The organism is bacterium, assembly GCA_021372615.1.
Classification (GTDB): domain Bacteria; phylum Armatimonadota; class Zipacnadia; order Zipacnadales; family UBA11051; genus JAJFUB01.
In genome coordinates this window covers 26,263-52,910 of record JAJFUB010000161.1, presented here as the reverse complement: position 1 = coordinate 52,910, position 26,648 = coordinate 26,263, and the positions used below count along the sequence as shown (strand labels likewise).

Genomic DNA, 26,648 nt, shown 5'->3' with positions numbered 1-26,648 from the left:
GCAGGCCCCTAGCGCCGCTGCGGCGAACCAGCCACACAGACCATCCAGGGAGACTTCACACCATGGCAATCAGGATCGGCGCACAAGTGAACTGCTGGCCCGTAGGCCCCGACTTCGACGCGGAGTTGGTGCGGGCCATCCACGAGGCGGGACAGATCGGCTACGCGGGCATCGAGAGCAACTGGCGCGTCAGCCAGGTCTGGGCCGAGCGCAAGGAGGAGTTCGGCGGCGTCCTCCGCGACGCCGGGGTCGTGCTGGCGGGGCTGTTCTACATCGTGGGCACTCCGGCCGACGCGGCGGCCGCCCGCGAGGAAGTAGCCAACGCCGTCAGCACCGCGGCCTTCGTCAAGGAGTTCGGCGCCGGTCACATGATGGTCGGCGGCGGCACGTCCACCGACGACCCGGCCGCCTTCCGCGCCGCGTGTGAGCACTACAACGACCTCGGCCGCGCGGTCTACGAGCAGCACGGTGTCAAGGCCTGCTACCATCTACATGCCGGCGGCATCGCGGCCTCGCCCGACGAGATTGCCCGCATGATGGACCTCACCGACGAGCGATACTGGTTCCTGTGCCCTGACAGCGGCATCATGGTCAAAGCCGGACACGACCTGGTGGCCACTGTCGAGCGCTACTTCCCCCGCATCGCCTATCTGCACTTCAAGGACTACGACGGCGCCGAGGGCTGGACGATGCTCGGCGAAGGTGTCGTGGACCACGCCGGCGTCCTGCGCAAGCTCGACGAACTGGGCTATGATGGCTGGGTCGTGTCGGAGAACGAGTCCCGCAGGCAGGACCTGACACCCATGCAGCAGCAGGGCGCAGACCGGGAGCAGTTGCGGCGCTGGGGGTACTGAGCTCATCTAGGTGTGGGGCGGGGGCTTGTACCCCGCCCCCTCACGCCCGACAAGAGTGTCGGGTGTACCCGCGCCCTGCAGACGCGGCTGCCGGTTCTACAGGCTCCGCATGAACTCCAGGAACTGCCGGGCGTAGGCGTCCAGGTTCTCCAGCGACCCGCCGCCTAGCAGCGGGGAGCACATCTCGTAGGTGACGACGCCGTCGAAACCGCCGTCAGCCAGTGCGTTGAGGAACCCCCGGTAGTCAATCATCCCCTCCCCCATGCGCACCGCCTGCACGAGCGGCAGTTGCGGCTCGTAGTTCACATGCTGGGGCGAATACTTGAAGCGCGGGCGGTAGACGTAGTCCGCCACGGTCGTCTGCGCCGTCAGCGGGGCCATCTCGCGCGCGGCCGCCACGATGTCATCCCCGTGCAGAGTCGGCGCCCAGGCGTCGAAGGCCGCCCGGCAGTTCGGCTCGTCTATCTCCGCCAGCACATCCCGCAGCGTCTGCCAGTGGGCCGCGAAGTCGTGGTGGTTCTGCACCGCCAGCGCGCAGCCGTAGTCGGCGGCGCGGCGGGCGGCTTCCTTCAGGCACGACACGACGCGCTGGCGCACGGCACCCTCGGTGAGGGACGGGTGCTGGTACGCCGTGAACACCCGGATGATGCTGCCGCCCAGCGCCGCCGTCATCTGCGCCATGCGCTCGATGTAGCCAATCTGCAGCTCGTTGACCGGGATGTCGGAGTGCTCGGCATCCGCGCTGAAGTTGTTGTATCCCGCCAGGCACGCCACGCCGACTCCGGCCGCATCCAGTTCCCCGCGCACGCGCCTGAGGGTCTCGTCGTCGGTGTCCAGGACAGACAGGTGCGGGCGCTTGGCGGCGATCATGAGCGCGTCATACCCCAGCTCGGCGGCGCGGCGGATGATCTCGCTCAGGCTCAGCGCGGCCTGGCCGGGCCAGACCCCAGCATAGCTGATGGTGTGCAGGGCGGTCTTCATGCGCGGTTCTCCTTCGTCTGCCGTGGGGCAGGGCGTCGCTAAGCATTCGGGGAAATGACGGGCATGTCCTTCCTGCATCCGTGGCTGCTGCTCGGGGCCCTGGGGGCGGCAGTGCCGGTGCTCCTGCACCTCTTCGGCCGCCGCCGGCCCCGCCGGGTGCAGTTCTCGTCGCTCATGCTCATCCAGCAGGCCCAGCGCGAGCGCACGGCGCTCATGCGCGCCCGACAGCTCCTGCTCATGGTCCTGCGCGCCCTGGCGATCGTGCTGTTGAGCCTGGCCGCGGCGCAGCCGGTCTGGCGCGGACACGGGAGGCCTGGTCATCCCGTCGTGGTGCTGGACGATACGCCCTCCATGCGGGCAATGGACACGCAGGGGCTGTTCCCCAGGGCGAACGGGGACCCGCGCGCCGCGCTGCAAGGAGCAGTACGGCTGGTTCCGGGCGAGCCGCGCGGGGTGCTGCTCATAGACATGGCGTACCCGACTGGGGACGAGGCTGGGGTGGGAGACCGAGGGCGCTACAGAGCGGTGGACAATGCGCCGGTCCTCGCCGGAGCGGGTGCACGGGCCGGGGGCGACGACGAGAGCGTCGTCTTCTTCACCGACCTGCAGGCCACTTCGTGGCTCACCCCCGCGACACTGCTTCTGAGCCGACAGGTCGTCATCGTGGACTGCGGGCGCGACACGCCCAACCGCAGCCTGATCGGCCTGGAGACGCGAGAGCCAACGGCCATCGCCGGGCGGCCCACTGACATCGTCGTGACAGGGCGGGCCACTACAGGCCCGTCGGGGCCGGTGCCTGTCCGGGTTCTCGTGGACGGCCGCGAGATCGGCACGGTGGCGCTGAACATGGACGTCGAGCCGGCACAGGCCATCTGCGAGTGGCGGCCCGACCGCCCCGGCCTCAAGCGCGTCGAGGCCGTGCTCCCCGAGGATGCCATGGCCGGGGACAATCGCTTCTATGCGGTTGTGCCGGTGCGGCAGCGGCTGCAGGTGCTCATCCTCGGGGACGGTCCCGCAGAGCGCCTCATGCGGCTCGCGCTCGCGCCGACGGCGCAGTCGCCGGTGGCGGTGCGCAGCGTGGCCGCCCTGCCGGAGGCACTGGACGCAGACGCCATCGTCGTCAGCAAGCGCCCGACGGAGGACGAGACGAAGCGCCTGCAGCAGGCGAAGGCTCGGGGCCTCGGTCTCGTGCTGCTGACCCCGCAGCTCTCGTCGGCCATCGTGCAGGCGCTCACCGGCGACGCGGAGCTGGCTCTCGGGCCCGTCCGGCCTGGCCCACTGCACATCAGCGAGTTCGACGTGTTCCGCCCGCCGCTGCGGCCGTTCGCCAACCCGCAGGCCGGCGACCTGAAGCAACCTGAGTTCCGACACGTGCCCGATCTGCAGGTGCGACCGACGCACTGGCGGGTCGCTGCCCGCTTCGAGGATGGCTCGGCGGCGATGGCGGCGCGGGCCCATACCGTGCTCGTCAACCTCCCGCTGGACCCGCAGCAGACAAACCTGCCGCAGCAGACGGTGTTCGTGCCGCTGATGCATCGGCTGGTGGGCTTCGCCGCCGGGGACGATGCGCAGGCTGGGAGTGCGCTCGTGGGACAGGCGCTCGGGTCCTCCCCCGCTCCAGCCAGGCCGGGCTTCCAGCGCCTCGCAGCGGCGACCGGCGCGCAACGTGAGTCGGTGTATGCCGTGGACCTCGACCCGGCCGAGGGCGACCTACGCCGCACCACGCCCGAGCATGTCCGCCGCTGCCTGCAGGGGAATGTGATCGTCGTGCGGCCGGGCCCGGATGGCGCGGTGAAGCTGCCGCCCCTGACCGCCGCCGGTCTCCATCTGGCAGGCCCGTTGCTGGTGCTAGTATTCTTGCTGCTTCTGGCCGAACTGGCCCTGTCGCAGGGCCTGCGCTGGCCCATCTTCAGCCGTCGAGGGAAGCCATGACCACATGCGTGGCCGTCAACACCGACGCGCTCGCCCACAATGTCCGCGAGGCGCAGCGTCACCTGCAACCGACTGCGAAGCTCATGGCCGTAGTGAAGGCCAACGCCTACGGCCACGGTCTCGTCGAGACCGCCCGCGTGTTCCTGGCCGCCGGGGCGCAATGGCTGGGCGTGAGCAACGTGGCCGAGGGCGCGGCGCTGCGCGAGGCCGGCCTGGATGCCCCGGTGCTCGTGTTCATGCCCCCCCTGCCAGACGAGTACGAGGCGATCGTGCGCCACCGGCTGACGGCGACGCTGCTGTCCACGGCGCACGTCAGCGGCCTGGGCGACACCGCGAGCAGGCTCGGGCAGAGCGTCTACGGGCATCTCTATGTGGATGGCGGGCTGGGGCGTATCGGCTCGGATGACCCGCTGTGCGCGCTGCTGCAGGCCGCGACCGTCTTCCCGTCGCTGCACCTGACGGGGGCGTACACGCACTTTGGCCCGCCCGGATCGGGCCGGATGCTGGAGGAGATTGACACGCTCAAGGAGGGGGCCTCGACGAAGGCCTTTGCCGGGCTCGTGCGGGACGCGGTGGCGCAGGCGGCGGCCGCGCGCCCCCTGCTGCATGTAGCGGCCAGCGCCCTCTTTGTCGAGGACCGCAGCAGCCATCTCGACATGGTGCGCCTCGGGACGATCCTGTACGGCCAGTACCCCGACCACGTGCGGGAGCGGCCCCTGAACCTGCGCGAGGATACCTTCAGCCTGCGCTCGCGGGTGGTGGCCGTGCAGACGCTTCCGGCGGGGAGCCGCATCGGCTACGGTGGGGACTTCATATGCGCGCGCGACACGCGCGTCGCGACGGTGCCCGTGGGCACGGCACAGGGCCTCGGCATGGCGCCGCAGTCGGTCGGCGGGCGGCTGCGGTCGGTCGTCAAGGCGTGGCTGGTGAGCCGGGAAGGCCGCAGAGGACGCAGCGAGCACGCTCCGCGCGCGCATGCAGGCGATCTCGCCCTCCCGCTGATCGGCCGCATCTCCATGGACCAGTGCTGCCTCGACGCCACCGATGCCCCCGACCTGCAGGTCGGCGACGAGGTGGCGCTCCCGGTGCGACGGCTGGCCGTGGACAGCGCTGTGCCGCGCGTGTACCGCAAGGATGAAGCGTGAACGGCGAACGCGGAATGGTGAATCATGGGTGATGAATGGGGTGCGACACGGGGAGTGGTGCTTGCGGCCGTAGTGACTGACTAAGACCGAACCACGGCACACGACCTCGACCGGGGGCGGGCTGGAAGCCCGCACTACCCCCATCATCGGCGTCTGGCGCCCCCCCAATCCCCAATCCCCACTCCCCACTCCCCAATCCCCAATCCCCAATCCCGCCTCACGCCTCAGGCCAACACCCAGATCGCCCCGCGGCCCTTGAGGCCGTAAGGGCGCTGCTCCTTGCTGTACAGGTTCGCTACCGTTCCCGCGACCTCGACGATGATCTCGTTGCTGCCCCCGCGCGCCGCGCCGGAGATGTCTACCTCGTAGGGCGGCCAGAGGCGCGTGGCCACGAGCTTGCCGTTCACCAGCACCCGCATGCAGCCTGAGACCTCCCCCGGGTCCAGGATCAGCTTCTCTGCACCGAGGCCCTCGGGGATGTTCACGATCTGGCGGTAGCGGCCCACACCGGCGAAGTGCGGATAGCCCTGCTCGCTGAACAGTCCGCGGATGGTGCGCTGCGGCGCGAGCATGATGCTGTCGGCCACGCGGAAGTCGCCCACCAGGTAGGCCGGCTCACGCAGGCCGTGCATGGGCTGCAGGATCGAGATGGTGTGGATCTCGATGGTGTTCTCGCCCCCGACCAGCAGGTTGGTGATGTCAGTCCAGGCGTAGTCGGGGTCCTGCCATTCGGAGGGTGACAGCGGCGGGGCCTGGCGGCCGTTGACGTAGATCTCCAGGCTGCGGATGCCCGACAGGAAGCCAACATGGGCCGGGAGCCACTGCTCGGTGTCGTCGAGCACCAGGTGCACCTGCCCCGGCGTGCCCTCCACGATGAAGCTCGTGCGGTAGCTGTTGACCTTCTCCGGCACGCGCTCGGCGCGGCTGGCCTCCAGGTTGCGGGCAGTGAACTCCCACCGGTCGAGGATCATCACGTTCCCGCCCTCAGCGTCGAACTGCCAGGTCGGGCTGAGGTCAATGTGGTCCAGCACCGACGGCTCGGGCAGGTCGGCAATCTCCTCGGGCTCCTGGCCGGGTACGACCACCAGCAGGCGGGCCTCGGTGGGCTCGAATTCCAGCGGGGCCTGCAGCCCCCCCTCGGGCAGCAAGTGGCACACCGTCGGCCAGCGCTCGCCGGTCTCCAGCGACCACTCCTCCAACCGCCCGGCCGTGCGGCACGTGAAGACGCACGACTGCGGCCGCTCGCTGCGGTTCACCAGCAGGTAGCTCTCGAAGCTCTCGTTGGTCCGGTGGCAGCAGATGATCTCGGCGACGGCCTCGCCGTCGGCGTTCTCGATCGTGACATCCGGCTCCAGCACCTGGGGCAGGTGCTCGCGCAGCCAGGCCTGTAGGTCCTTGGGCCGGGCCGCCAGCGCGAGGCCGCCGGCCTCGCTCTCGTTGCGGCGCGAGCCGGTGCGGTCGGCCTTGCCGAACAGAGCGGCGGTCATCTCGGCGAGGGCCTCGTCCTTGCCGCGCTCGTCAGCCTCGGTGGGCACGTCGCCCAGGGCGATCACCTTGCCGCCCGCCTCGAAGAACTCCAGCAGCTTGCTCATCGCCGCCGAGGACATGATCCTGGCGCCCGGCAGCATCACCAGGCCGTAGGTCTCCTCGGACGCAGGGAACCTGAGGCGTCCGCCCTCCACGGTGGCCTGATGGAGCTGCGTGTCGTCCAGGTAGTCGTAGTCATAGTGCAGCGCCAGCATCAACTCGGAGAGCTGGGTGTGCAGCCGCTGACACGGCGGGTCCTTGATCGCCTGCCCCTCGTGGAACATGCTGACGTACATCGTCTTGAGAGGGTTGAGGATGGCTGTACCGGAGACGTGGTGGCCCTGCGCCTGGATGTACGACAGGCGGCCCAGGTAGTCGGCGAACGGCCTGTACATGCGCCAGTAGGGCTGGTGCAGGAACTCGGTGGGCGGCCAGTCGGTCTTGCGGTAGCCCTCGAAGGAGTAGTAGAAGGCGTGCGGGATGAACATGTTCACGCCCAGGACGGCCATGAAGTTCGCGTCCAGGCGGCGGTCGAGCAGCGGGTGCCCGTGGCCGCTGCCCCCGAAGGCCTCGCACATCACGCGCGGCTTGCCCTGGATGTGCGCGACCGAGGCGGCGCACTTGCACGATAGGATGCGCACCGGGCTGGCCGCAGTGCCCACGCCGTGCCCGAGGTAGTCCAGGCCGGGCCGGTCCATCAGCGATAGCACCCACGTCTGGTTGCCCTGGGTGCGCACCTGGTTGAACAGCGGCTCCTCGAGCGTGTGGCCGATGTACTCCAGGTTGCGCTCCCGGCACCAGAGGCTCAGGCGGCCGTGGTATATCTGGCTGTACCACAGGCTGATGGCGCGGAAGTAGTCGGCGCGGAGCTTGTGCGTGGTGGGGCCGATGTCATACAGCAGGCCGATGAGCAGCGGGCGGATGTCGTAGCCGCACAGCTCCCGGAACTTCGCCTCGAAGTCCCGCGTCCAGGCCAGCGCAATCCCCGGGAGGGTGCGCTGCAGGTTCTGGAGGGTCGTGCGCATGGCCTCGACCTTGAAGAACCCGTCATGGATCATCAGGCCCGGCTCGTCGGTGAACACGCCCTTGATGGTCTTGCCGTAGTCGGCGGCGAAGCGGTCGTGCGGCGTGTACGCCAGGTCGCGGAAGGCCGCGACGGCCTCCTCATTCATCGTGTCCAGGTAGTAGGCATCAAAGAACGTGACCTTCGCGGCCACAGGGCACTCCCAGAACAGGGACACGAGCCAGTTGCCCGGCGGGGCCTCCCAGCGGAAGCGCCCCTGCGCATAGTGCGCACTCACGTCACGCATCTCGGGGATGCCGGCCTCGCCGACGATGATGCGCCCATCGTCCCCGAGCCGAATGGCCTCCGCGCACAGCAGCGTGTTGTCGTCCACGTCGAGGGTGCTCTGGAAGGTGGCGCCGCCCACGACGCGCATCGTCTGGATGCGCAGATAGCGCATGCGGAACTCAGGATGGGGCCGCGTGAGCTTGCCGCCGAAGGTGCCGGAGGGCCAGTTGTCCTCGTCGTATAGCCAGGCTTCCATGCCCTGGGCGCGCAGCTCATCTACGCACACGCCGATGGCCTGCAGCCACTCCTCCGACATGTGCGGCGTCAGCAGGCCGTGGCGGGCGTGCAGGACGACGCCCCCCACACCCTTCTCCGCCATCTCGCGGATCTGGTGGCGCAGTCGTCCCTCCTCCAGCCGGTGGTTCAGGAACCAGAAGGGCTGGGGGCGGAACGAAGCCGGCGGGTTCTGGAAGTCGTGGATGATGTCGTCCATGTGGGTACCTCACGGGTGAACGACAATGGCGGCCTACCCCCTACCCCGTCCGGAGGCGCTACGCGCCTCACAGGGAGGGGGCAACGGCGACGGCGGCCTACCCCCGCCCCCCTCCCTAAAGGGAGGGGGTGACGGCGACGGCCGCGGCGATCGCCCTGATGTGCGCGACGGTCGTCCCGCAGCAGCCGCCGATGATCCGGGCGCCGACGGCCACGGCCTCGCGGGCGAGGGCCGCCGCGTCCTCGGGCGTCCCCGAGAAGCACGCCACCCCCCTGCGGACCTCGGGCACGCCCGCGTTCGCCTGCATCATCAGGGGCTTGTTGGTCACCTCGGCCATCTCGCGCACGGCGGCCACGGTCACCTCGGGCAGGCCGCAGTTGGCGCCGATGATGTCGGCTCCGAGGGCCAGCATTCTCTCCGCGGCCTGGCGCGGGGTCACGCCCATCATACTGCGGCCGCTCGGCTGCGAGAACGAGAACGTGATCGCCAGGGGCACGCTGAGCCCGGCGGCGCGGACGCCCGCCACGGCCGCCTCAAGCTCCTCAACAGCCTCGAAGGTCTCAAAGAGGACGAAGTCCGGCCCCTCGCCGAGCAGCACCCGGGCCTCGCGCTCGAAGATCGCTGACACTTCCTCCGCGGTGGCCTTCCCCAGCGGCTCAAGCAGCAGCCCGGTCGGCCCGAAGTTGGCCGCCACGTAGGCGTCGTCCCCGACGGCCTCGCGCGCCAGCCGAAAGCCGGCCCGGTTGATCTCATCATGCCGCTCGCCATAGCCGGCGTGGTCGAGCATCCGGGCATTGCCGACGAAGGTGTTCGACTGGAACACCAGTGCGCCGGCTTCTCGGTACTCACGGAAGATGTCTCGCACCGCGTCTGGGTGCTCCACATTGGCGACCGCAGAGTTGGCGAGGGTCAGGCCGCGGGCGGCGAGCGCCGTGCCCATCGCCCCGTTGGCGACCAGTACGCGGTCCTTCAGTACATCCAGCAGCGGCGCCTTCACGCGAATCATCCGTTCTTGGGTCGTGAGTCAATGCGTGTAGCGAGTTTAGAGAATGGCGGCGGGCAAGTCAACTGTGAGGGCGCAGCGACCCGACATGCAGACGCTGCGTAAGGGGGAGGGGCCGCCGGGCGACGGGGGCTGCCGCCCCCGCCTAGCATGAGCCGCGCCTCCGGCGCTAACAGCCTCCGCGCACCGCCAGCGTCGCCATCGTCCGATGCGGCACGCCCTTGCCGTCGGCCAATGCCCGGAGGGCCGTTGCCGTTGAGGCCCGGAGGGCCGACTCAATCCAGGCGGGGGCGGAAGCCCCCGTCACCCAGCGCGCCCCCCTCCCCACACCCATCCGTCCGTGCGCCGGGGGCGTGACTCAACTCTCCCCCTGCCACTGCCGCAGGTGACGCGCGGGGGGCGTGGCGAATAGTGGGCCATGTCTGGCCCACCTCCCCGCGATCTCGTCCTGGCCGCCCTGCGGCACGAAGAGACCGAGCGCCTGCCCTATGACTTCATGCTGTCCCCTCCCGCCCTGCAGAGGCTGCAGGAGCACCTGGGGCTCGGCGAGCATGAGGCCGAGGACTGGATCGGGTCGTGCCTGTACCTGTATGGATGCCGGGACAAGCCCCTCTACGCCCACCCCGACCGGTATGGACCGACCATCACGGACCAGTGGGGCGTCGTGTGGAGCACGTCGGAGACAGACCGGGGCTATCCGGTGGTGCACCCGCTCGGAGACGGCGGCGGGACGCTGGTGCTCCCGGGGCCGGACCCGTGCGAGCCGCGGCGCTGGGAAGGGGTGGCGCGGTCGGCGGACCGCTATCCCCATCTCTACCGCCTGGCGGTCATCGGCGACCTGTGGGAGCGGGCCCAGGTCCTCCGCGGCCTGGACCGGCTGCTGCTCGACCTGCTCGATCAGCCCCGGTTCGTTCATGAACTCCTCGACACCGTCTGTGAGTACAATCTGGCCACTCTCCGGGAGATGGCGCAGTTCCGGCCCGACGGTGTCTTCCTCAGCGACGACTACGGGCTGCAGCGTAGCCTGATGATGAGCCCGCGCGACTGGCGCACGTTCATTCGGCCGCGCCTGCAAGTGCTGTTTGCGGAGGCGAAGCGGCACGCCTTCACGATCATGCTGCACAGTTGTGGGAACGTCTCTGAGATCATCCCCGACCTGATCGGGCTGGGTCTGGACATCCTCCATCCCATCCAGCCAGAAGCGATGGATGGCGCCACCCTCAAGCGCGAGTTCGGGCGCGACCTCACGTTCTGCGGGGGCCTCAACACGCAGCAGTTGCTACCGCATGCGACGCCGGACGAGATACGGGCGGAAGTCCGCCGGTTGGGCGACGAGATGGGGCGCGGCGGGGGCTACATCCTGGAGCCGGGGATCACGGTGCAGGCCGACGTGCCTCTGGAGAACCTGCTGGCAGCGATTGAGGCGGCGCGGGCGTATCGGCGTTAGGGCTTCGTGCCACAGGCCGCCACAAACAATGAGACCTCCCGTTACCGGGAGGTCTCATTGCTGCTGGGAGCCTCTCCCCTGGCACTCCCGCACGCTCACACGGGCCGGTCTTTGACTTTGTGTACGCCAGGCGCTGGCTGGGCGGTCGCCACGAACTGCGCCATGCCACGGTGTTGCGTGTCCCCGTGTCCCTTCAGAATGCCTTCGACGATCAGGACCGATGTCAACTCGCCCCCGGTATATGCGCACACGAATATCTCGGCGGGCAGGTGCAACAGGTCCGCGAACACCACCTGGATCGCGCCGCTGACCATGCAGAAGATCCCGATCAGCAGTTGCCCCTGCCACGCGGCGGTGAACCCGACGATCAGGTTCACGATCCCCCACGACAGCAACCAGATTGACCCCGCCTGCCGAGCGCCCTCTGAGAAGCTCAGCAGGCCGATCCCGATGGCGAAAGCGATGGCCCCGCCCACCAGGAAGCTGACGTGGGCCATGTTCAGCATCGCCCCGCGCATCTGGTAGGCCATCAGCAGCATGAACGTCAGAGAGAACACGCCGCCGACGATGCACAGACTGGCAATGACCCGCAGGTTGGACCTGGCCGTCTCCAGCTTGTGCACAAACTCGGGCGCGACGCCGTCGGGCACGGTTTCGGCGACCATGGCTGTCTCCCGTTGGGCCCCGCCAGGGCGTTTGCTGGTGCGCCCCGCCAAGACCAAGTTTAGCGCGACAGGTCAAGCGGATGACAGGTCGGGCTCAGGGACTGCTCAAGAAGCGATTGGGCCCTGACCCTCGCTGCTATCGCTTCCGCATGTGCAGCGTCGTTTCCTTGCCGTTGTGCGGCAGATGCTTGGTCTCGAAGCCTTCATAGCACGCCTGCAGCACCGCCACTGCCCGCGCGACGTGCTGGCGGCGGTGGCGGCTGTTGAACTTGATCGTCAGAATGGCCTCTCCCCCCTCCCGCAGCAGGGGCGCGGCCTGGCAGAGCACCTCCGCCGCCACCTGTGACTCGACGTTCATGTCGCAGGTGACAAGGTCGAAGGGGCCCTGCGCCCGGGGGAGGTAGTCCTCCGCGCGCTGCTGCACGTGCGTGACGTTCGCCAGCGCCGTGACGCGCTCGTCAAGCACCGCCCGGTCTACGGCCACGACCTCGGCGCACACCTCTGCCAGCACCTTCGCCCAGCCCCCCGGCGCTGACCCCAGGTCCAGCGCCCGCGCGCCCGGCGGCAGCACGGGACGGAACTTCGCGAACGCCTCGCGCAGCTTCTTCTCCGCGCGGTTCAGCGGACGCTGTCCCGGCGGATGCTTGCGCATCTGGCTGATGTCCTTCTGCAGGCGCTCATCCGCAAATCCCGCGCCCAGGAGCGCCAGATCCTGGAAGATCTCGATGCTCACCACCTGCTCGGGCTCGTCCAGGTCGGCCTGGACGCCCCACTCGTCCGCCAGCCTGTCCCCCACCAGGTACTCCGCCTCGCGCGAGCCGAACTCGTGGTTACCGCGCCGGTTGCAGGTGACTCGGAAGGTGAAGCGGGGGTCCAGGCGCGGTAGCTCCAGAGCGCCCGCCACCAGCGTCTCCAGGCTGGTCCGGTGCTTCGTCACATCTACGCGCAGCGTTACCGGGATGACATGGCCTATCAGCCGCGTCTCGGCCTCCTCCAAGGCCGCCAGCACCTCGGCCTGAGCCCGCTCGGAGTTGGCCAGCAGGTTGCCGGGGAAAAACAGCTCGCGGCAGGTGAGGTCGGGCAGCAGGAGCTTCAGCTCGCGAATGGCCTGTCGCTCCCACGACGAGGGGCAAGTGATGACGAAGGTTGACAGAGCGAAGTGGTGGACCATGGCAGTAGCACGAGGCGGCGATTGGAGGGGCGGCGGCGAGAGCGCCCACCTACGTCTGGATGATGAAGGTCCCGCGCTTGGCCTGGCTCAGGGCATACGCCAACGCAACGAGCGATACCACCAGCAGCGGCCAGTCGCCCCAGAAGTGGTACACCGACAGGGCGTCCACACGCCGGACGACCGCAGTGGCGACGCCGTTCTGATAGCACGGAACCTCGGCCAGTGCGTTGCCGTACGGGTCGTAGATGGCCGAGCGCCCGATGCTGGCGGCTCGCACGAGGTACTTGCGGGCCTCCACGGCGCGGAACGGGCCAACCGCCGAATGGATCCGCACCTCGTTGTCGCCGATGGCCCAGGCGTCGCTGGTGATGATGACCACAAGCTGGGCCCCCAGGCGGCAGATCCGGCGCGTCTGTTCCGGGAAGATGCCCTCGAAGCAGATCAGGGGCGAAAGCGTGTACTCAGGCGCGGCGAACAGCGCGCGCATGCGGCCGGCGGTGAAGTCGAAGGGCCGGATCGGGTACCGCTTCAGGAATGGGAAGCGCTCGCGTCCCGGCACGTACTCCCCGAACATCACCAGGTCCATCTTGCGGTAGGTGCCCGCGATGGCGCCGTCGGGGCGGATGAAGTAGGCGCTGTTGTAGATGCGGTCCCGCTCCCGCTCCTGGGCCCCGATCAGCATGTGGGCTTGCTTCCTGCGGGCCAGCTCGCCGACCTGTCGCTGGCGGAAGGGGAAGCGGTTCAGGGGGCCGACGATGGCTGTCTCCGGCCAGACGATCAGGTCAGCCGGCTGACCCTCGGACAGCCGCACGTAGCGGTCCACCGTGTCCTCGGCACGGTCGGCGGCGGTCGTCGTCGCCTCCCCCTGCACCACAGCCACGCGCACGGGCGGCGGCGCGGTTGCCTCCGCGCAGCGCGTGCGGCCCATCTCCGCCGTGAACCGCCCCCACGTGTACAGGACGATCATCAGGAGGAAGCAGGCCAGTGCGACACGCCCGGCGTCTCGGTTGAAGCGCTTGAGGGAAGCAGCGCCTGCCTGCCCCGCCACGGCCGGGCGCAGCCATGTCAGCGGGAGCATCGCCGACAGCATGCAACTGACGCCGGCGCTGAGCAGCGCCATGGTGAAGCTGAGACCATAGTGGCCGCACAGGGAGGCCAGCTGGACGAAGGGGAGGTTCGCGCTCTGGCTGTAGGCCAGGTCGCCGAAAGTCAGGGACAGCGAGCCGCAGTGCCCCCGCAGGAACTCGACGAGGTACCAGGCGGCGGCGAGGGCGACCGCGCGACAGAGAGGCGGCGTGGTGCGCAGGGCCGAGCCCACCAGCCCGAAGAGACCATAGAACAGCCCCATGGCCAGCGCCAGCGCCGACCAGGGCAGCGCCCCGTAGGGGGCGACGAAGCTGACGATCCCGCCCATCAGGATCGTGCCGTACAGCCAGCCCAACAGGAACCCCTGGCGCGGGGGCACCTGGCTGAGCGCCAGCATCAGCAGTGCGGGCGCGACCCACGCCAGCCCGGACAGCTCATACGGCGGGAAGGCGGCCCACGTGGCGAACCCGGAGACCACCGTCAGGAGAAGCAGCACGACCCAGCGTCCCGGCGGGACGAGCTGTCGCAGATCAAGCGTCTCGACCGGAGCCTCCGTCAACTCTGCGCCTCGGACTTGAGCTCTGCGACGAACTCCGCCATCCGTTCCAGCGCCATCTTGAGATGCTCGCTACTGGTCGCGTACGTGCACCGCAGGTAGCCTTCGCCGCTGGCGCCGAAGGCCGTGCCGGGGACCGCGGCGACCTTCTTCTCAAACAGCAATCGCCGCGAGAACTCCTTGGCGGGCAGACCCAGGTGAGCGATGCGCGGGAAGCTGTAGAAGGCGCCCTTGGGCATGAAGCATGGCAGGCCGATGTCGTTGAGGCCCTTGACGAACAGGCGGCGGCGCTGGTCGTACTCGCCGATCATGCGCTGCATCTCATGCTCGCCGTTGTGCAGGGCCTCGATCGCCCCCACCTGCGCGCCGACAGGGGCGCAGAGCGCCGTGTAGGCGTGGATGCGGTTCATCGCGTCAATGATCGGAGCCGGGCCGCAGGCATAGCCCAGCCGCCACCCGGTCATGGCATAGGCCTTCGAGAAGCCGTTGAACAGCACCGTGCGCTCCGCCATGCCCGGCAACGACGCGAAGCAGGTGTGCTCGCCCTCGTAGGTCAGGTGGGCGTAGATCTCGTCAGAGAAGACCAGCAGGTTGTGACGCGCGGCGATCTCCGCGATGGGCCGCAATTCCTCGCGACTCATCGTCGTGCCCGTGGGGTTGTTCGGGTAGCCGATCAGCAGGCCCACCGTGCGCGGGGTGATGGCCGCCTCCAGATCCTCAGGCAGGAGCTTGAAGTCGTGTTCTTCGCGGGTGGGAACGCCGACGGCGACGCCCCCGGCCAGCTCCACGCTGGGCATATACGAGACGTACGAGGGCTCGGGCACGATGACTTCATCGCCCGGGTCCACGACGGCGCGCATGGCCAGATCGAGCGCCTCGCTGACGCCGATCGTCACAAGCACCTGGTCCTCCGCCTCGTAGCCGACGCCGTACCGCTTGTGCAGGTCGTCCACGATGGCGCGGCGCAACTCGATCAGCCCGGCGTTGCTGGTGTAGGAGGTGACGCCCCGCCGCATGGCGGCGACAGCAGCGTCGCAGATGTGCCAGGGGGTCGCGAAGTCGGGCTCGCCGACTCCGAGCGAGATGACGTCATCCATGCCGATGACGAGGTCGAAGAACTCGCGGATGCCCGAGGGCGCCAGATGGCGCGCCTTCTGGCTCAGGGGCAGGCTCCAGTCGCTCATGGTGACACCGCCAATCGGTGGTCATCCGGCCCCTCCCCCAGCAGGATGCCCTCCATCTTGTAGCTCTTGAGCACGAAGGACGTCGCCGTGGAGCGCACACCGGGGGTGGGTGCGAGCTTCTCGGCCACGAAGCGCGCGATCTCGCGGAAGTCGTCACCCTCCACGACCACCTGCAGGTCCGTCGAACCGGACATGAGGTACAGCGAGTGGACCTCCGGGAAGCGGCTGATGTACTCGGCGACCGAGTCGAAGCCCGTGCCGTGCTCGGGCACGGCCTCCACGCTGATGAAGGCGAAGACCTTGTTGTCGGAGCTGCGCTCCCAGTTGATCAGGGCGCCGTAGCTGACGATGATGCCATCGTCCTCAAGCTGCTTGATCTTGTGCCTGATCTCTTCGACGGGCTTCCCCAGCCGCGTAGCGATCTCTTCGGTCGTGATGCGGCTGTCCTGAGCCAGCAGGTGCAGTATCTCTTCCATGGGGATTCCTCACTTCTCGGCGAGGACCGCTGCCTTGTCGCGCAGAGCACAGGCGTCCGGATCGCGGGCATCGCTGGTGCGGTTCGGGCACTCCTCGCGAGTGCAGGGCTCGATGTGGATGGTGACCCGGGTGGCGGGCCAGTGCGCGCGCACGGCCTCCTCCAGGTGGTCGGTGACCTGGTGGGCCTCGGCCACCGTGACCCTCGGGCACGTCACCAGGTGCAGGTCAATCTGGCGTTCGCGACCGGCCTTCCGGGCGCGCAGCTTGTGGTACTCCATGAACAGGTCGTCATGCTCGGAGAGCGTGTCCCGGATGAAGTCCATTTCGTCGTTGGGCAGCGTGTGGTCGAGCAGCTGCTGCAGCGCCTCGCGCCCGATGCGCCCGCCCTGAAACAGGATGAGAAAGCCCACGAGCAGCGCGGCGGCCGGGTCCAGGAAGTGCCAGTCGGTGGCCAGGATCAGGCCGAGGCTGGCGAACACGCCCACCGAGGTCCAGACATCGGCGCGCAGGTGCCAGGCGTCGGCGCTCAGCGCGACCGAGTCATGTCGCTTGGCGATGCGGAACAGGTAGCCGGAGACGAAGATGTTCGTCAGGGCGGAGAAGCCCATGACGACCAGGGCGGGGCCGTGGGAGAGCTGCGCGGCCTCTCCCTGCATGATGCGACGGAACGCCGTCCACATGACACCGATGGCCGCCGCCACGATCAGGCCCGCCTCAAGGCCGGCCGACAGGCTCTCGTACTTGCCATGGCCGTAGAGGTGCTCCTCGTCCTCGGGCTCATTGGCCTTGCGGATGGCGAACCAGGCGAGCAGGGAGGCCACCAAGTCGTTGCCCGAGTGGATGCCCTCTGCCAGGACGCTCACCGACCCGGTGAGGAACCCGGCGACGAGCTTGAGGGTCGTCAGCACCGTGTTGCTGATGATCGAGAGCGTGGCGGCTCGGGAGGTCTCTAGCGCTGCTTTGCGAGTAACCATATCTGGCAGAAAGCCGGCGCCAAGGATGGGCGCCGGCCTCTGCATCACATCCTTGTTCGTATTCTAGAAGCGGCGCTTGCCCTTCCCACTGCGGCCAGCCTTGTCCTTGGACTTGCGCCGGGCGCGGCGCTCAGCGCGCTTCTCCTCCTGGGCCGCCTCTTCGGCGCGGGCCAGGGCTTCGTGAGCGCTGAGGCGGCGAGACGGCGTAGCCTCCTCGGCCTCCTCAGTGTCCTCTTCCTCCGCCTCGACGTCCTCTTCGACGTCTACCGAGGCCGTGCCGCCCATCAGGCGGGCACGCTCGCGCCGGCGCACGGCCGTCCCGCCACTGGCGGCCCGCTTGCGGGCCCGGTAGCGCTCCCAGACCACGACGATCTGGCTCGCGTTGAAGATCGAAGAGTACGCACCGCAGACGATACCGATGACCATGCCGATGGCGAACACCCGGATGCTGTCGCTGGCGAAGATCGCCAGGGCGATCAGGGTCAACAGGGTCGTGGTGACCGTGTAGATGGACCGGGCCATGGTCTGCAGCAAGCTGGCGTTCGTCGTGTCGGCGAAGTTCGCCCGCCGGTGCAGCTTGAGGTTCTCGCGCATCCGGTCGAAAATGACGATGGTGTCGTGGACCGAGAAGCCGACAACGGTGAGCACCACCGCCACGAAGGAGCTGTCCAGCTCCAGTCGCAGGAGCGCCATGAAGCCTATCAGGATGAAGACGTCGTGGACGAGCGCCACGACCGCGGCAACGGCGAACTTGAACTCATAGCGGAGCGTGATATACAGGAGAATCAGGAAACAGCCCAGGATCAGGGCGTGGATGGCTGACTGCCGAAGCTGGGCCCCTACAATGGGCCCGACGCTCTCGCGCCCGAGGCCGGTCACAGGGCCGTACTGGGCGCCGAAGAGCTGCTCGATCTGCTGCCGGACCGCCTGCTCCTGCACCATGGCCGCCTCGTCGTTGGCCACGGGGGGAGTGCGGACGATCAGCTCGTTGTTGCCGCCCACGAGCACCTGGGCGTGCCCCAGGTTCACTGTGCCCAGCGCCTGCTTGGTGCGCGAAAGCACTTGCACCTGCTCGTCGCGGGTGGCCGCGATGGGCTTGGCGAACTCGTAGCGGATCAGGCCGCCACCGGTGAAGTCAATGCCCAGGTTCAGGCCGAAGGTGGCCCAGGCGGCGATGCCGGCAACGAGCAGGATGCCCGAGAAGGTGAACCAGATCCAGCTACGGCCTACCAGGTCCCAGTTCTGTCTGCGGAAAAAATCCACGTCGTGAAGACCTCCTTAGGCCTCGGCTCGGCCGAGGCCGCGAAAGCGCCCGTATCAGCGCGGTCTTGGGCCGCGGCTACTGGATCGCGTCCTGGTGCACCCCGAACAGGTGCAGCTTCTGCCCCAGGTGGCTCTGCCCGACCATGGTCACCATCCACCGCGAAATCGTCACCGCGGTGAGCAGCGAGCAGACCACGCCGACGAACAGCGTAACGGCGAAGCTCTTGATCGAGCTTGTGCCCAGGAAGTAGAGCACGGCCGCGACGATCATCGAGTTGACGTTGGAGTCCAGGATGGCGGTCCAGGCGCGCTCAAAGCCGGCGTCAATGGCCGCGCGAATGGACTTGCCCGCCCAGATCTCCTCCTTGAGGCGCTCGAAGATCAGGATGTTGGCGTCCACCGCCATACCGATCGACAGGATGATGCCCGCAATGCCGGGCAGGGTCAGCGTCGTCTTGGTGAAGGTGAGCACCGCGAGGACAACGAGCACGTACAGGGCCAGCGCGACGTCGGCCAGCAGGCCCGGCAGGCGGTAGAAGACGATCATGAAGATGACGACCAGGCTCAGGCCGATAACGCCGGCCAGCAGGCTGCGCTGGATGGCGTAGGAGCCCAACGTGGCGCTGATGGTGCGGTTCTCACCGATCTCCAGCGGCACGGGCAGGGCGCCGGCGTTGAGCAGAAGCTTCAGATCGCCGGCCTGCTGGGCGGTGAAGTTGCCCTCGATGATGCCGCGGCCGGGGATCTCGCTCTTGATGACCGGGGCCATCTGGGGCTTCTCGTCCAGCACGATGGCCATCTTCTTCTGAATGTTGCGGCGCGTGAACTCGCGGAACGCTTGCTTGCGGTCATCGCGCAACTCGAAGTCAACCACCCAGTAGCCCGGGTGCTGGGAGTCGGGGCTCACGGTGGCATTGCTCTTGAGGTCGCGCCCGGTGAAGTCGGCCTTCGTCTCGGCCAGAACCAGCGCCCACGGAACGGTCTGCTGGGTCTGCTTGTCGCGCCACTCGCTGTAGTCGTCCTCGTCCGCCCCGGTCGCCTCATAGCGGTCCGGGACGACGCGGAACTCAAGCATGGCGGTAGACTTGAGGATGCTGACCACGCGCTCGGGCTCACTGACGCCCGGCAGCTCCACGATGATCCGGTCCATGCCCTGGGTCTGCAGCACGGGCTCCCGGATCTCGCTCATCTCGTAGAGGCGCTTCTCGATGATGTTCTTGACCTTCTCCCCCGTCTCGTTGTCCAGGAACACCGAGTTGGGCTCCTCCGACTTGATCGTCACGCCGGGGTAAGTTCGCTCGAGCAGGGAGGCGATCATGTCCCTCTGCTTGGCGGCGGTCTTGGCGTCGGCGGCCCGGGTCTTGACGACCATGACATGGGCCGCCGGAAACTCGATCTGAACGTCCTTCTCGCCCTCGATGCGCACACCGGCCTTCACGAGCACGTTGCGCACGCGGTCAGACAGCATCTCAGGGGTGTACGAGGACTCCACGACAGGCTTGGCCGGGGTGGCGGTCGGTGTCGCCGGCGTCGCGGCAGGCGTCGCCGGAGCGGCCATCTTCACCATCGGGCGGTCCTCCGGCGCCGTGAAGCTCATCACGGTTTCGGGCAGGGCCCGCAGCACCACGTGAGCACCACCGATGAGGTCCAGACCCAGCTTCACCTGGGGCGTGGGCTTGTACAGCGCGAAGGGCCCGAGCACAGCGAGTGGCTGCTCGCGGCGCTCTTCCTCGGGCAGGGCCATGGCCGTAGCGCCGGCGTACTGGGCCTTCAGCAGGTCCAGGACCTTCTGCCGGTCGCTCGCCGCCTGCTGCTCTTCCAGGGCGAAGGTCTCGACTTCAAGGACATTGTTCTCCTTGAACTCAACGCGATCAATCTCCGAGCCCATGCCCTTGCCGGACCGGTACTGATTGATCTCGGCTGCCTTGGCAGGCCACTCCGCCTCGGACTTCACCAACGGCGGGGTGAAGGTGTAGCGGTAGGTGCTGTTCACCTCGGCCGCCTTGGGCTTCAGCCGCAACGGCTGGAAGGCGTAGAGGAAGGACAACACGAAGAGCACGATGATGGTGATAATCCACCACTTACTGCGAGGCTGCATTGCAGCAATCTCCCTTTCCGGGGACTGTTGAGCCCAGTTGCCTACCAGGCGGCGCCTGAGGGTTTGGCGGGGGGCGGCAAAAGGCGGGCCGTGGCAGGCCCGCCCGGCTCAGTATAAGCCGGACCCGACCCTCTGTCAACGTCAACGCACCCGCTGACAGTCGTCGTTCCACAGACTGCCTGACCACGACTCCCGCAAGCAACATGCGGCGGCTGCTGCCGCCGCAAATCGTGATGAAATTGTACGTATGTTTGGGGTGCGTGTCAAGTTTGGGGGGCAAGTGTTCAGACGCCCGGCAGGGGTGTCGGGCGTATCGGCACCCGGGGACGCCGACAGCGGCGGTGGCGCGACGGGCGACGGCACGCTATAATCGCTGTCGATTCACCCCAACCCCTCCACAGGTGATGACCATGCGCCCCTGCGCCTCCCTCATGATGTTGGCTCTGCTGGCCTCGCTCGCTCTGGGAGCCGATCTGCCACTCCGCCCGTACTCATACCATGAGACGTTTGAGGACACGGCTCCGGCGGTCGCGCTGTGGGCCAGCCGGGGCAGCGCCCCGACCGTCAACTTCCTCGGCTTCACCGACGAGCAGGCTGCCGAGGGCAATAAGTCGCTCAAGCTCGACGTCACCTTCGGCGATAGCCCCTACTACTACTTCGGCCTGCCCCTGCGCGTGCCGATGGCCGGCAAGTTGACCATCTCCGCCCGGCTGATGCTGGGGGAGGGCAACCAGGCCAGCGTCGGCTTCGGGATCAACGCGGTGTACCCGCCGACCAGCCATTCGGGCTGCGGCAGCATCGAGGGCTACCGGGGCCGCACCGACTGGAAGCTTGTGACGGGAGACCTGGTGCAGATCGGGGCGGACGGGGCCGCCGGTGTCGTGCCCCGGTACGTCTACGGCGTCACCGGCAAGCAGACCGCGCCCATGCTCGACCGCTGGGCCATCTTCCTCAACGGCCAGCCCGGCCAGCGCGCCGTGCTCTACCTCGATGATGTGCGCATCGAGGGCGAGGTCCCTGACGAAAAGGAGTACCTGGCCCAGGCCACGGCAGCCTTCACGGCCGGGCAAGCCGTGTACCGCCAGGAACTGGCGGACTGGGGCAAGCAGCTCGAAGCCGCGATGCAGGTGGTCCCGCAGGCGGAAGCGGCGGTAGCCGACGCCCCGGCGCTCGTGCAGAGCGTCAAGCGGGCAGCCAGCCGGGGCCAGGAGCTGCTCGCGGCGCTCAACAAGGCCACCTACGGCTCCCCCCAGGACGTCCAGGAGCTGCGGCAGATCATTGTGACGCTCCAGGGCGCCCCCCAGACGCTGGAGATCGTCCGCCAGGCCAAAACCGCCGGGCGCAACTACGTGGCCTACCCCTGGAACCACCCCACAACCCTGTCACGCACGCAGGCGCCGGGCGGCGGCTTCACTGCGGCCGGAGGTTCCTCGCTCGAAGCGGCGGCATGCCCCGGCGAGTACGAGCCGGTCTCGGCCTTCGTCTACGCGTTCCAGAATCTGGCAGGGGTGACGGTGAGCTGTGGTGATCTGACGGGCAAGGCGGGTGTCATCCCGACCTCGGCCGTCGACATCCGCCTGGTGAAGGCCTGGTTCCAGGGCGCCTCCAACAACATCGGCTACACACCCAGGAAATGGCTCATCCCGGAGTTGCTGCTCAAGGACGATGCCCTGGTGCGAGTGGACGTGGAGAAGCAGACGAACTACCTGCGCAGCACCCGGGCCGACGGCACCCAGGAGTACCTTGTCTGCAGCGACCCGGATAGCAGCAATCTCAAGGACGTGCGGCCGGTGGACGCCGCGACACTACAGCCGATGGACGTCAAGGCCGGGGAGGCCCGCGAGGTCTGGATCACCGTCCACGTGCCCGCCAAGGCCAAGCCGGGCACGTACACGGGCATGGTCAGTTTCGCCTCGGGCGGCGGCAAGGCCCAACTCCCGCTCAACCTGACGGTGCGACCCTTCGTGCTCCAGCCCCCGCGGCTGACCTACTCGATCTACTACCGGGCCTGCCTCAGCGCCGACGGGCAGCCCCGCATCGATTCGGAGCGCCGCTCGGAGGAGCAGTACCGGGCGGAGATGGCGGACCTGTTGGCCCATGGCGTGGGCTACCCGACCAACTACCTGGGCTGGGATGAGCCGCTGCTGACCCGGCAGTTGCAGATCCGGCAGGAAGTCGGGATGCCCACCGGCCGCTTCTACAACCTCGGCCTGGGCATCGGCCCGCGCAAGCCCGAGCAACTGCCCGACCTGCAGAAGCAGGTGAAGCAGTGGCTGGCCTTCCTGAAGCCCTGGGGCTATGACGAGGTGTACTTCTACGGCACGGATGAGGCAACCGGGGACGCGCTGACCGCCCAGAAAGCCACCTGGGGCGCGGCCCAGGAAGCCGGGGGCAAGACCTTTGTGGCTTGCTACAAGAGGACCTTCGAGGCAATGGGGAAGCTGCTGAACACCGCGATCCTGGCCGGCGCGCCCGATCCCGAGGAGGCGCGGAAGTACCACTTCGTGGGCTCTGAGGCCTTCTGCTACGCCAACCCGCAGGTTGGTGTCGAGGACCCGCATGTGTACCGGCGCAACTTCGGCCTGGTGCTATGGAAGGCCGGCTTCGACGGCGCCATGGACTACGCCTACCAGCATGGCTTCCACCACGTCTGGAACGACTTTGACGACCGGAGCTACCGCGACCACAACTTCAGCTACCCGACGGTCAACGGCGTGGTGGACACGATCCAGTGGGAGGGATTCCGCGAGGCCGTGGACGACGTGCGGTATGTGACGACCCTCGAGCAGGCCATCCGGGCCGCGGCCCCGGCGAAGAAGCAGACGGCCGCGGCGGCGCGGAAGTGGCTGGACGACCTGGACCCCACGCGGGGGGACCTGGACGAGATCAGGAACCAGATGGCGGTGTGGATCGCGAAGCTGAAGTGAGGGCCGGGTGCCCCGAGCACCGCGACCGAGCCGAACCCGAGGCCCGTGCACGACAGCGTCCACGGGCTTCTGCCTTCCGCAAGGCGAATGCTGGGCAAGCCTCCTAACTAGCATTTCTCCATCTGCAAGGAGAAGGTATGTGTGCGTCGAATAATGGGTATGGATAGTGTGACTACAACACCACTTCTGCCACCGTACCCGCACAAAGGATGTGAGCACATGGCAAAGCGTGGCTTTACGCTCATTGAGTTGCTGGTGGTGATCGCGATCATCGCCATCCTGGCGGCGATCCTGTTCCCCGTCTTCGCCAAGGCCCGTGAGAAAGCACGACAGAGTAGCTGCCTGTCCAACGAGAAGCAGATCATGACCGCCGTGGCCATGTACGTCCAGGACTACGACGAGACGTTCTGCATCGCCTATATCTCTAACCCGCCTGCGGTCCGCTGGTACAATGTCATCGCTCCGTACGTCAAGAACACACAGGTCTTTGTGTGTCCCTCCATGAGTGGCGTGGGCTATTCGGGCGGCTACGGCTGGAACCTCCGCGGCTACAACCTCGCTGACGTGGACGGTTACGGCTACTACTATGGCGACTATGGCACCTGGAGTGGCGCTCCTGTGTGTCTGAGCGACGTCACGTACCCGGCCGAGTCCATCGTGATTGGCGACCCGGCCAGCAACGGCTACAGCGGCAACGGACTGTACCTGGTCCTCTACTCGTTCTCGTACCTCCCCGTGCTGCACAATGACGGCGGGAACTACGGCTACGCCGACGGACACGTCAAGTGGCACAAGCCGAGCGCCATCTACATGCAGCCGGTGTGCCAGGCGACACGCAAGTAGACGGCCTGAGCCCGTTCAGAGCCGCGACCGAGTCGAACCCGAGGCCCGTGGACCACAGCGTCCACGGGCTTCTGTCTTGCGCAAGGCGAATGCCGGCCAAGTGTACTGACTAGCATTGGGCAATCTACAAGGAGGATGTATGTGCGCGTCGAATAATGGGTATGCATAGTGTGGCCATAACACGACTTCTGCCACCGAACCGGCGCAAAGGATGTGAGCACATGGCAAAGAGAGGCTTTACACTCATCGAGTTGCTGGTTGTGATCGCGATCATCGCCATCCTGGCGGCGATTCTGTTCCCCGTCTTCGCCAAGGCCCGTGAGAAGGCGCGACAGACGAACTGTCTGTCCAACGTCAAGCAACTGGCCCTGGGGGCGCTGATGTACGCCCAGGACAACGACGAGACGCTGCCCTTCGCCTACTGCGGCGGCTACTACTGGGTCGTCATACTCCAGCCCTACCTCAAGAACACGCAGATGATCTACTGCCCGTCGGCCAGGACCACCTACCCGGGCTACGGCTGGAACTACCAGGGCTGCGGCTACCAGCCTGGTAACACGTGGTCGCCCGTTCGCACCGGCGCGATCTATGAGGGATGCAACCTGGGCATCTACAACAGCCCGGGCCCGGCGGAGACGGTGATGCTGGGCGACTCGTGGTACAATGGCACGTCATCATCATCGCGGTACTACATCTACCAGGCGCCCGCCTCGCATTCGCGCCGCCACAATGACGGAGACAACTTCGCGTTCGTGGATGGCCACGCCAAGTGGTACATGCCCGAGAAGCTCAACGTCACCGACATGTGGGACGCCGACTAGGCCAGCGTCGCGCCTCAGTTGCGGCCGCATGGGCTTGCCAGCCATCGAGCCCATGCAGTTGTGGCACGCCGGCTGAGCAGACTTCCGAGCCCGTGGGCGCCCATGTCCACGGGCTCTCCCCTGGCGCGGTTGGCGCCACCCCCCTCTCCCCCCGCTGTGCACGGTTGCGGCTCCGGAGGGGGTCCGCGTTTCGACTCACCGGCCTCACTGCCGCCGCCAGCAAGACGGCCCGTTGCCCGCAGGTGCTCGCGCACTCGGCGGGCAACTGTCTTTCCGACTGCCAAGGTCCGCAATGCAGAGGTGCTGTATGCCTGCCATCTACGTCGAGTCGCTCAGCTCACCCGAGTACCAGAAGCTTCTGCAGGTCTGTGATACGGCCGTCATCGGACTCGCCTCGATCGAGACCCACGGTCCGCACCTGTCGCTGTGCGCAGACCCGCTGGTAGGTGATGGCGTGCTGCGCCGGGCGGCGGGGCTGGTGGCCGACGAGGCCAACCTCGTGATCTTCCCGACCATCCCCTATGCCCTGGTCTGCCACCATGGCAACGACCGCAACCCGCAGTATCCCGGCATCATCGGCGTGACCGAAGAGACGCTCATGCGGCTGTTCCACGACATCGCGGGCTGTCTGGTGCGCGACGGCTTCCGCAAGCTGCTGATCTTCAACATGCACGGCGGCAACAGCATGTTCCTGCCAGTCATCTGCCACTCGCTGGAGCGCGACTACCCGGCCCTGCACTGTTTCCACTACATGGTCACAACCGGCATGGATTGGGGCCAGTTCGGCGAGAAGTCCTGTGGCCACGGCTGCGCGTCCGAGACGTCGCTGAACCTGGCCCTCAACCCCCAGTACACCTGGATGGAGACCCACCCGCCGGCCAACGAGGCCCGCAGCTACGCGCCTGAGGCCCCGGCGCAGTTCCGGCATTTCCCCGATTGGTGCTGGGTGACGCGCGGGATGGGCTATGTGGGCGATCCGCAGCTCGCCAACGCCGAGGCCGGCGAGCAGCTCATCGCCGGGGCCCTGCCGCCGCTGGTGGCAACACTGGAGCAACTGGCCCGGCTTGATGTCGCCGTCTTCGAGCCGGTAGAGAAGCCCAATGAGAGGCTGGTGTAGCGATGTCCGCGACCTGCAGGACGATGGCGTGCGCCCACCGGGGCGACAACCACTGCGCGCCGGAGAACACGCTGCCGGCGTTCGAACTGGCGATCCAGAAGGGCGCGCATCAGCTCGAGTTCGACCTGCGCGTCACCAGGGATGAGCAGCTCATCGTCATCCATGACGAGAAGGTGGACCGCACCACGAACGGCACGGGCAAGACCACGGACCTGACGCTCGCGGAGATCCAGGCCCTGGATGCAGGAAGCTGGAAGGACCCGCGCTTCGCGGGCACGCGCATCCCCACCTTCGCCGAGCTGCTGGCCATCGTGCCTCCCGGCCCGCTGCTGAATGTGCAGCTCTACCTCGAGCCTCGCTACGTGCCGCTCGTGGTGGCCGAGATGAAGCGCTACGGCAAGACTGACCAGGGCTTCTTCGCGTGCAACCAGGCGCATATCGAGGTGGCGCGGCAGATCGCGCCGGGGATGCGTTGGTGCAGCCTGGAGGGTCAACGCGGCCCCGACAGCGACTACCCGGACCGCACCATCGCCCTGGGCGCGCAGTTCATCCAGCTCTGGGGCTGGGCCGACTGCATGCCCGAAGTCGTGGACAAGCTCCATGCCCACGGCGTGACGGTGAACTACTTCGGCACCTCGGACGCCGCCGAGATGCGGCAACTGATCGGCGCCGGGGTAGACTACATCCTGACCGACCACCTGGACCTGATGCTGCAGGTGCTCGCGGAGTAGCAGCCCGGGGCAAGGGTAGCGACACGGCGCGGCACCACCAGAGGTGGGCCGCGCCGCTTTCC

19 protein-coding genes and 1 pseudogene are annotated in these 26,648 nt (G+C 67.6%); 9 read left to right on the top strand and 11 right to left on the bottom strand.

The genetic code is table 11. The features are described 5' to 3' along the window. Positions 1-62: 62 nt before the first annotated feature. Complete coding sequence (locus LLH23_22935) at positions 63-854, top strand: sugar phosphate isomerase/epimerase (protein MCE5241331.1); 792 nt, start codon at positions 63-65, stop codon at positions 852-854. Positions 855-950: 96 nt separating this feature from the next. On the opposite strand, the gene LLH23_22930 is transcribed toward LLH23_22935, so the two are convergent. Beyond that, positions 951-1,835, bottom strand: coding sequence for a sugar phosphate isomerase/epimerase (locus LLH23_22930; protein MCE5241330.1), 885 nt, complete (start codon positions 1,833-1,835; stop codon positions 951-953). Between the two features lie 63 nt (positions 1,836-1,898). Here LLH23_22930 and LLH23_22925 point away from each other — a divergent pair, with 63 nt between their 5' ends. Both LLH23_22925 and alr read left to right on the top strand, forming a co-directional pair. After that, a complete protein-coding gene (locus tag LLH23_22925; GenBank protein ID MCE5241329.1) occupies positions 1,899-3,767 on the top strand; it encodes a BatA domain-containing protein in 1,869 nt (622 codons plus the stop codon). Next, the gene (gene alr, locus LLH23_22920) at positions 3,764-4,912 is read left to right on the top strand and encodes an alanine racemase (GenBank protein MCE5241328.1); all 1,149 of its coding nucleotides are present in this window, start codon (positions 3,764-3,766) and stop codon (positions 4,910-4,912) included. Before LLH23_22925 ends, alr begins: the two co-directional genes overlap by 4 nt. Before the next feature lie 224 nt (positions 4,913-5,136). On the opposite strand, the gene LLH23_22915 is transcribed toward alr, so the two are convergent. Further along, the gene (locus tag LLH23_22915; GenBank protein MCE5241327.1) at positions 5,137-8,223 is read right to left on the bottom strand and encodes a hypothetical protein; all 3,087 of its coding nucleotides are present in this window, start codon (positions 8,221-8,223) and stop codon (positions 5,137-5,139) included. A 115-nt stretch (positions 8,224-8,338) separates the two neighbouring features. Continuing rightward, on the bottom strand, positions 8,339-9,229 hold the full coding sequence (locus LLH23_22910; protein ID MCE5241326.1) for a homocysteine S-methyltransferase family protein: 891 nt from the start codon (positions 9,227-9,229) through the stop codon (positions 8,339-8,341). Between the two features lie 415 nt (positions 9,230-9,644). Here LLH23_22910 and LLH23_22905 point away from each other — a divergent pair, with 415 nt between their 5' ends. Continuing rightward, positions 9,645-10,673 (top strand): hypothetical protein, encoded by a 1,029-nt coding sequence (locus tag LLH23_22905; GenBank protein ID MCE5241325.1) that lies wholly within the window; start codon positions 9,645-9,647, stop codon positions 10,671-10,673. A gap of 95 nt (positions 10,674-10,768) precedes the next feature. Here LLH23_22905 and LLH23_22900 read toward each other — a convergent pair whose 3' ends face one another. The 8 genes from LLH23_22900 to secD all read right to left on the bottom strand — a co-directional run bounded on the left by LLH23_22900 (position 10,769) and on the right by secD (position 20,147). Next, positions 10,769-11,338 carry a hypothetical protein gene (locus LLH23_22900; GenBank protein ID MCE5241324.1) on the bottom strand — a complete coding sequence of 190 codons (570 nt, stop codon included), beginning with the start codon at positions 11,336-11,338 and terminating at the stop codon, positions 10,769-10,771. Positions 11,339-11,474: 136 nt separating this feature from the next. Further along, the gene (locus LLH23_22895) at positions 11,475-12,509 is read right to left on the bottom strand and encodes a THUMP domain-containing protein (protein MCE5241323.1); all 1,035 of its coding nucleotides are present in this window, start codon (positions 12,507-12,509) and stop codon (positions 11,475-11,477) included. 49 nt (positions 12,510-12,558) lie between these two features. Then, positions 12,559-14,154, bottom strand: a complete 1,596-nt coding sequence (gene lnt / locus LLH23_22890) for an apolipoprotein N-acyltransferase (GenBank protein MCE5241322.1) — start codon at positions 14,152-14,154, stop codon at positions 12,559-12,561. Next, positions 14,151-15,335 carry an aminotransferase class I/II-fold pyridoxal phosphate-dependent enzyme gene (locus LLH23_22885; GenBank protein ID MCE5241321.1) on the bottom strand — a complete coding sequence of 395 codons (1,185 nt, stop codon included), beginning with the start codon at positions 15,333-15,335 and terminating at the stop codon, positions 14,151-14,153. The genes lnt and LLH23_22885 overlap by 4 nt, the downstream gene beginning before the upstream one ends. Beyond that, entirely contained in the window at positions 15,332-15,811 is a 480-nt protein-coding gene (locus LLH23_22880) for an Lrp/AsnC family transcriptional regulator (protein ID MCE5241320.1), read from the bottom strand. The genes LLH23_22885 and LLH23_22880 overlap by 4 nt, the downstream gene beginning before the upstream one ends. Positions 15,812-15,820: 9 nt before the next feature. Next, entirely contained in the window at positions 15,821-16,786 is a 966-nt protein-coding gene (locus tag LLH23_22875; protein MCE5241319.1) for a cation diffusion facilitator family transporter, read from the bottom strand. A gap of 63 nt (positions 16,787-16,849) precedes the next feature. After that, positions 16,850-18,049: a protein translocase subunit SecF gene (gene secF / locus LLH23_22870; GenBank protein ID MCE5241318.1), complete on the bottom strand. Its 1,200-nt coding sequence runs from the start codon at positions 18,047-18,049 to the stop codon at positions 16,850-16,852. A 76-nt stretch (positions 18,050-18,125) separates the two neighbouring features. Then, positions 18,126-20,147, bottom strand: coding sequence for a protein translocase subunit SecD (gene secD, locus LLH23_22865; protein MCE5241317.1), 2,022 nt, complete (start codon positions 20,145-20,147; stop codon positions 18,126-18,128). 410 nt (positions 20,148-20,557) lie between these two features. Between secD and LLH23_22860 the strand changes: the two genes are divergently transcribed. The 5 genes and pseudogenes from LLH23_22860 (at position 20,558) to LLH23_22840 (ending at position 26,586) form a co-directional block, all read left to right on the top strand. Beyond that, entirely contained in the window at positions 20,558-23,074 is a 2,517-nt protein-coding gene (locus LLH23_22860; GenBank protein ID MCE5241316.1) for a hypothetical protein, read from the top strand. Between the two features lie 219 nt (positions 23,075-23,293). After that, positions 23,294-23,917 (top strand): prepilin-type N-terminal cleavage/methylation domain-containing protein, encoded by a 624-nt coding sequence (locus LLH23_22855; protein ID MCE5241315.1) that lies wholly within the window; start codon positions 23,294-23,296, stop codon positions 23,915-23,917. A gap of 221 nt (positions 23,918-24,138) precedes the next feature. Next, positions 24,139-24,411, top strand: a pseudogene (locus tag LLH23_22850) (DUF1559 domain-containing protein). A gap of 634 nt (positions 24,412-25,045) precedes the next feature. Continuing rightward, complete coding sequence (locus tag LLH23_22845; GenBank protein MCE5241314.1) at positions 25,046-25,855, top strand: creatininase family protein; 810 nt, start codon at positions 25,046-25,048, stop codon at positions 25,853-25,855. A 2-nt stretch (positions 25,856-25,857) separates the two neighbouring features. Further along, positions 25,858-26,586, top strand: a complete 729-nt coding sequence (locus LLH23_22840; GenBank protein MCE5241313.1) for a glycerophosphodiester phosphodiesterase — start codon at positions 25,858-25,860, stop codon at positions 26,584-26,586. Positions 26,587-26,648 lie beyond the last annotated feature (62 nt).

Excerpts from the sequence above, each read along its gene's own strand:
- LLH23_22935 (MCE5241331.1), top strand. The coding sequence starts at position 63 with ATGGCAATCAGGATCGGCGCACAAGTGAACTGCTGGCCCGTAGGCCCC.
- LLH23_22930 (MCE5241330.1), bottom strand. The coding sequence starts at position 1,835 with ATGAAGACCGCCCTGCACACCATCAGCTATGCTGGGGTCTGGCCCGGC.
- LLH23_22925 (MCE5241329.1), top strand. The coding sequence starts at position 1,899 with ATGTCCTTCCTGCATCCGTGGCTGCTGCTCGGGGCCCTGGGGGCGGCA.
- alr (MCE5241328.1), top strand. The coding sequence starts at position 3,764 with ATGACCACATGCGTGGCCGTCAACACCGACGCGCTCGCCCACAATGTC.
- LLH23_22915 (MCE5241327.1), bottom strand. The coding sequence starts at position 8,223 with ATGGACGACATCATCCACGACTTCCAGAACCCGCCGGCTTCGTTCCGC.
- LLH23_22910 (MCE5241326.1), bottom strand. The coding sequence starts at position 9,229 with ATGATTCGCGTGAAGGCGCCGCTGCTGGATGTACTGAAGGACCGCGTA.
- LLH23_22905 (MCE5241325.1), top strand. The coding sequence starts at position 9,645 with ATGTCTGGCCCACCTCCCCGCGATCTCGTCCTGGCCGCCCTGCGGCAC.
- LLH23_22900 (MCE5241324.1), bottom strand. The coding sequence starts at position 11,338 with ATGGTCGCCGAAACCGTGCCCGACGGCGTCGCGCCCGAGTTTGTGCAC.
- LLH23_22895 (MCE5241323.1), bottom strand. The coding sequence starts at position 12,509 with ATGGTCCACCACTTCGCTCTGTCAACCTTCGTCATCACTTGCCCCTCG.
- LLH23_22885 (MCE5241321.1), bottom strand. The coding sequence starts at position 15,335 with ATGAGCGACTGGAGCCTGCCCCTGAGCCAGAAGGCGCGCCATCTGGCG.
- LLH23_22880 (MCE5241320.1), bottom strand. The coding sequence starts at position 15,811 with ATGGAAGAGATACTGCACCTGCTGGCTCAGGACAGCCGCATCACGACC.
- LLH23_22875 (MCE5241319.1), bottom strand. The coding sequence starts at position 16,786 with ATGGTTACTCGCAAAGCAGCGCTAGAGACCTCCCGAGCCGCCACGCTC.
- secD (MCE5241317.1), bottom strand. The coding sequence starts at position 20,147 with ATGCAGCCTCGCAGTAAGTGGTGGATTATCACCATCATCGTGCTCTTC.
- LLH23_22860 (MCE5241316.1), top strand. The coding sequence starts at position 20,558 with ATGCGCCCCTGCGCCTCCCTCATGATGTTGGCTCTGCTGGCCTCGCTC.
- LLH23_22855 (MCE5241315.1), top strand. The coding sequence starts at position 23,294 with ATGGCAAAGCGTGGCTTTACGCTCATTGAGTTGCTGGTGGTGATCGCG.
- LLH23_22845 (MCE5241314.1), top strand. The coding sequence starts at position 25,046 with ATGCCTGCCATCTACGTCGAGTCGCTCAGCTCACCCGAGTACCAGAAG.
- LLH23_22840 (MCE5241313.1), top strand. The coding sequence starts at position 25,858 with ATGTCCGCGACCTGCAGGACGATGGCGTGCGCCCACCGGGGCGACAAC.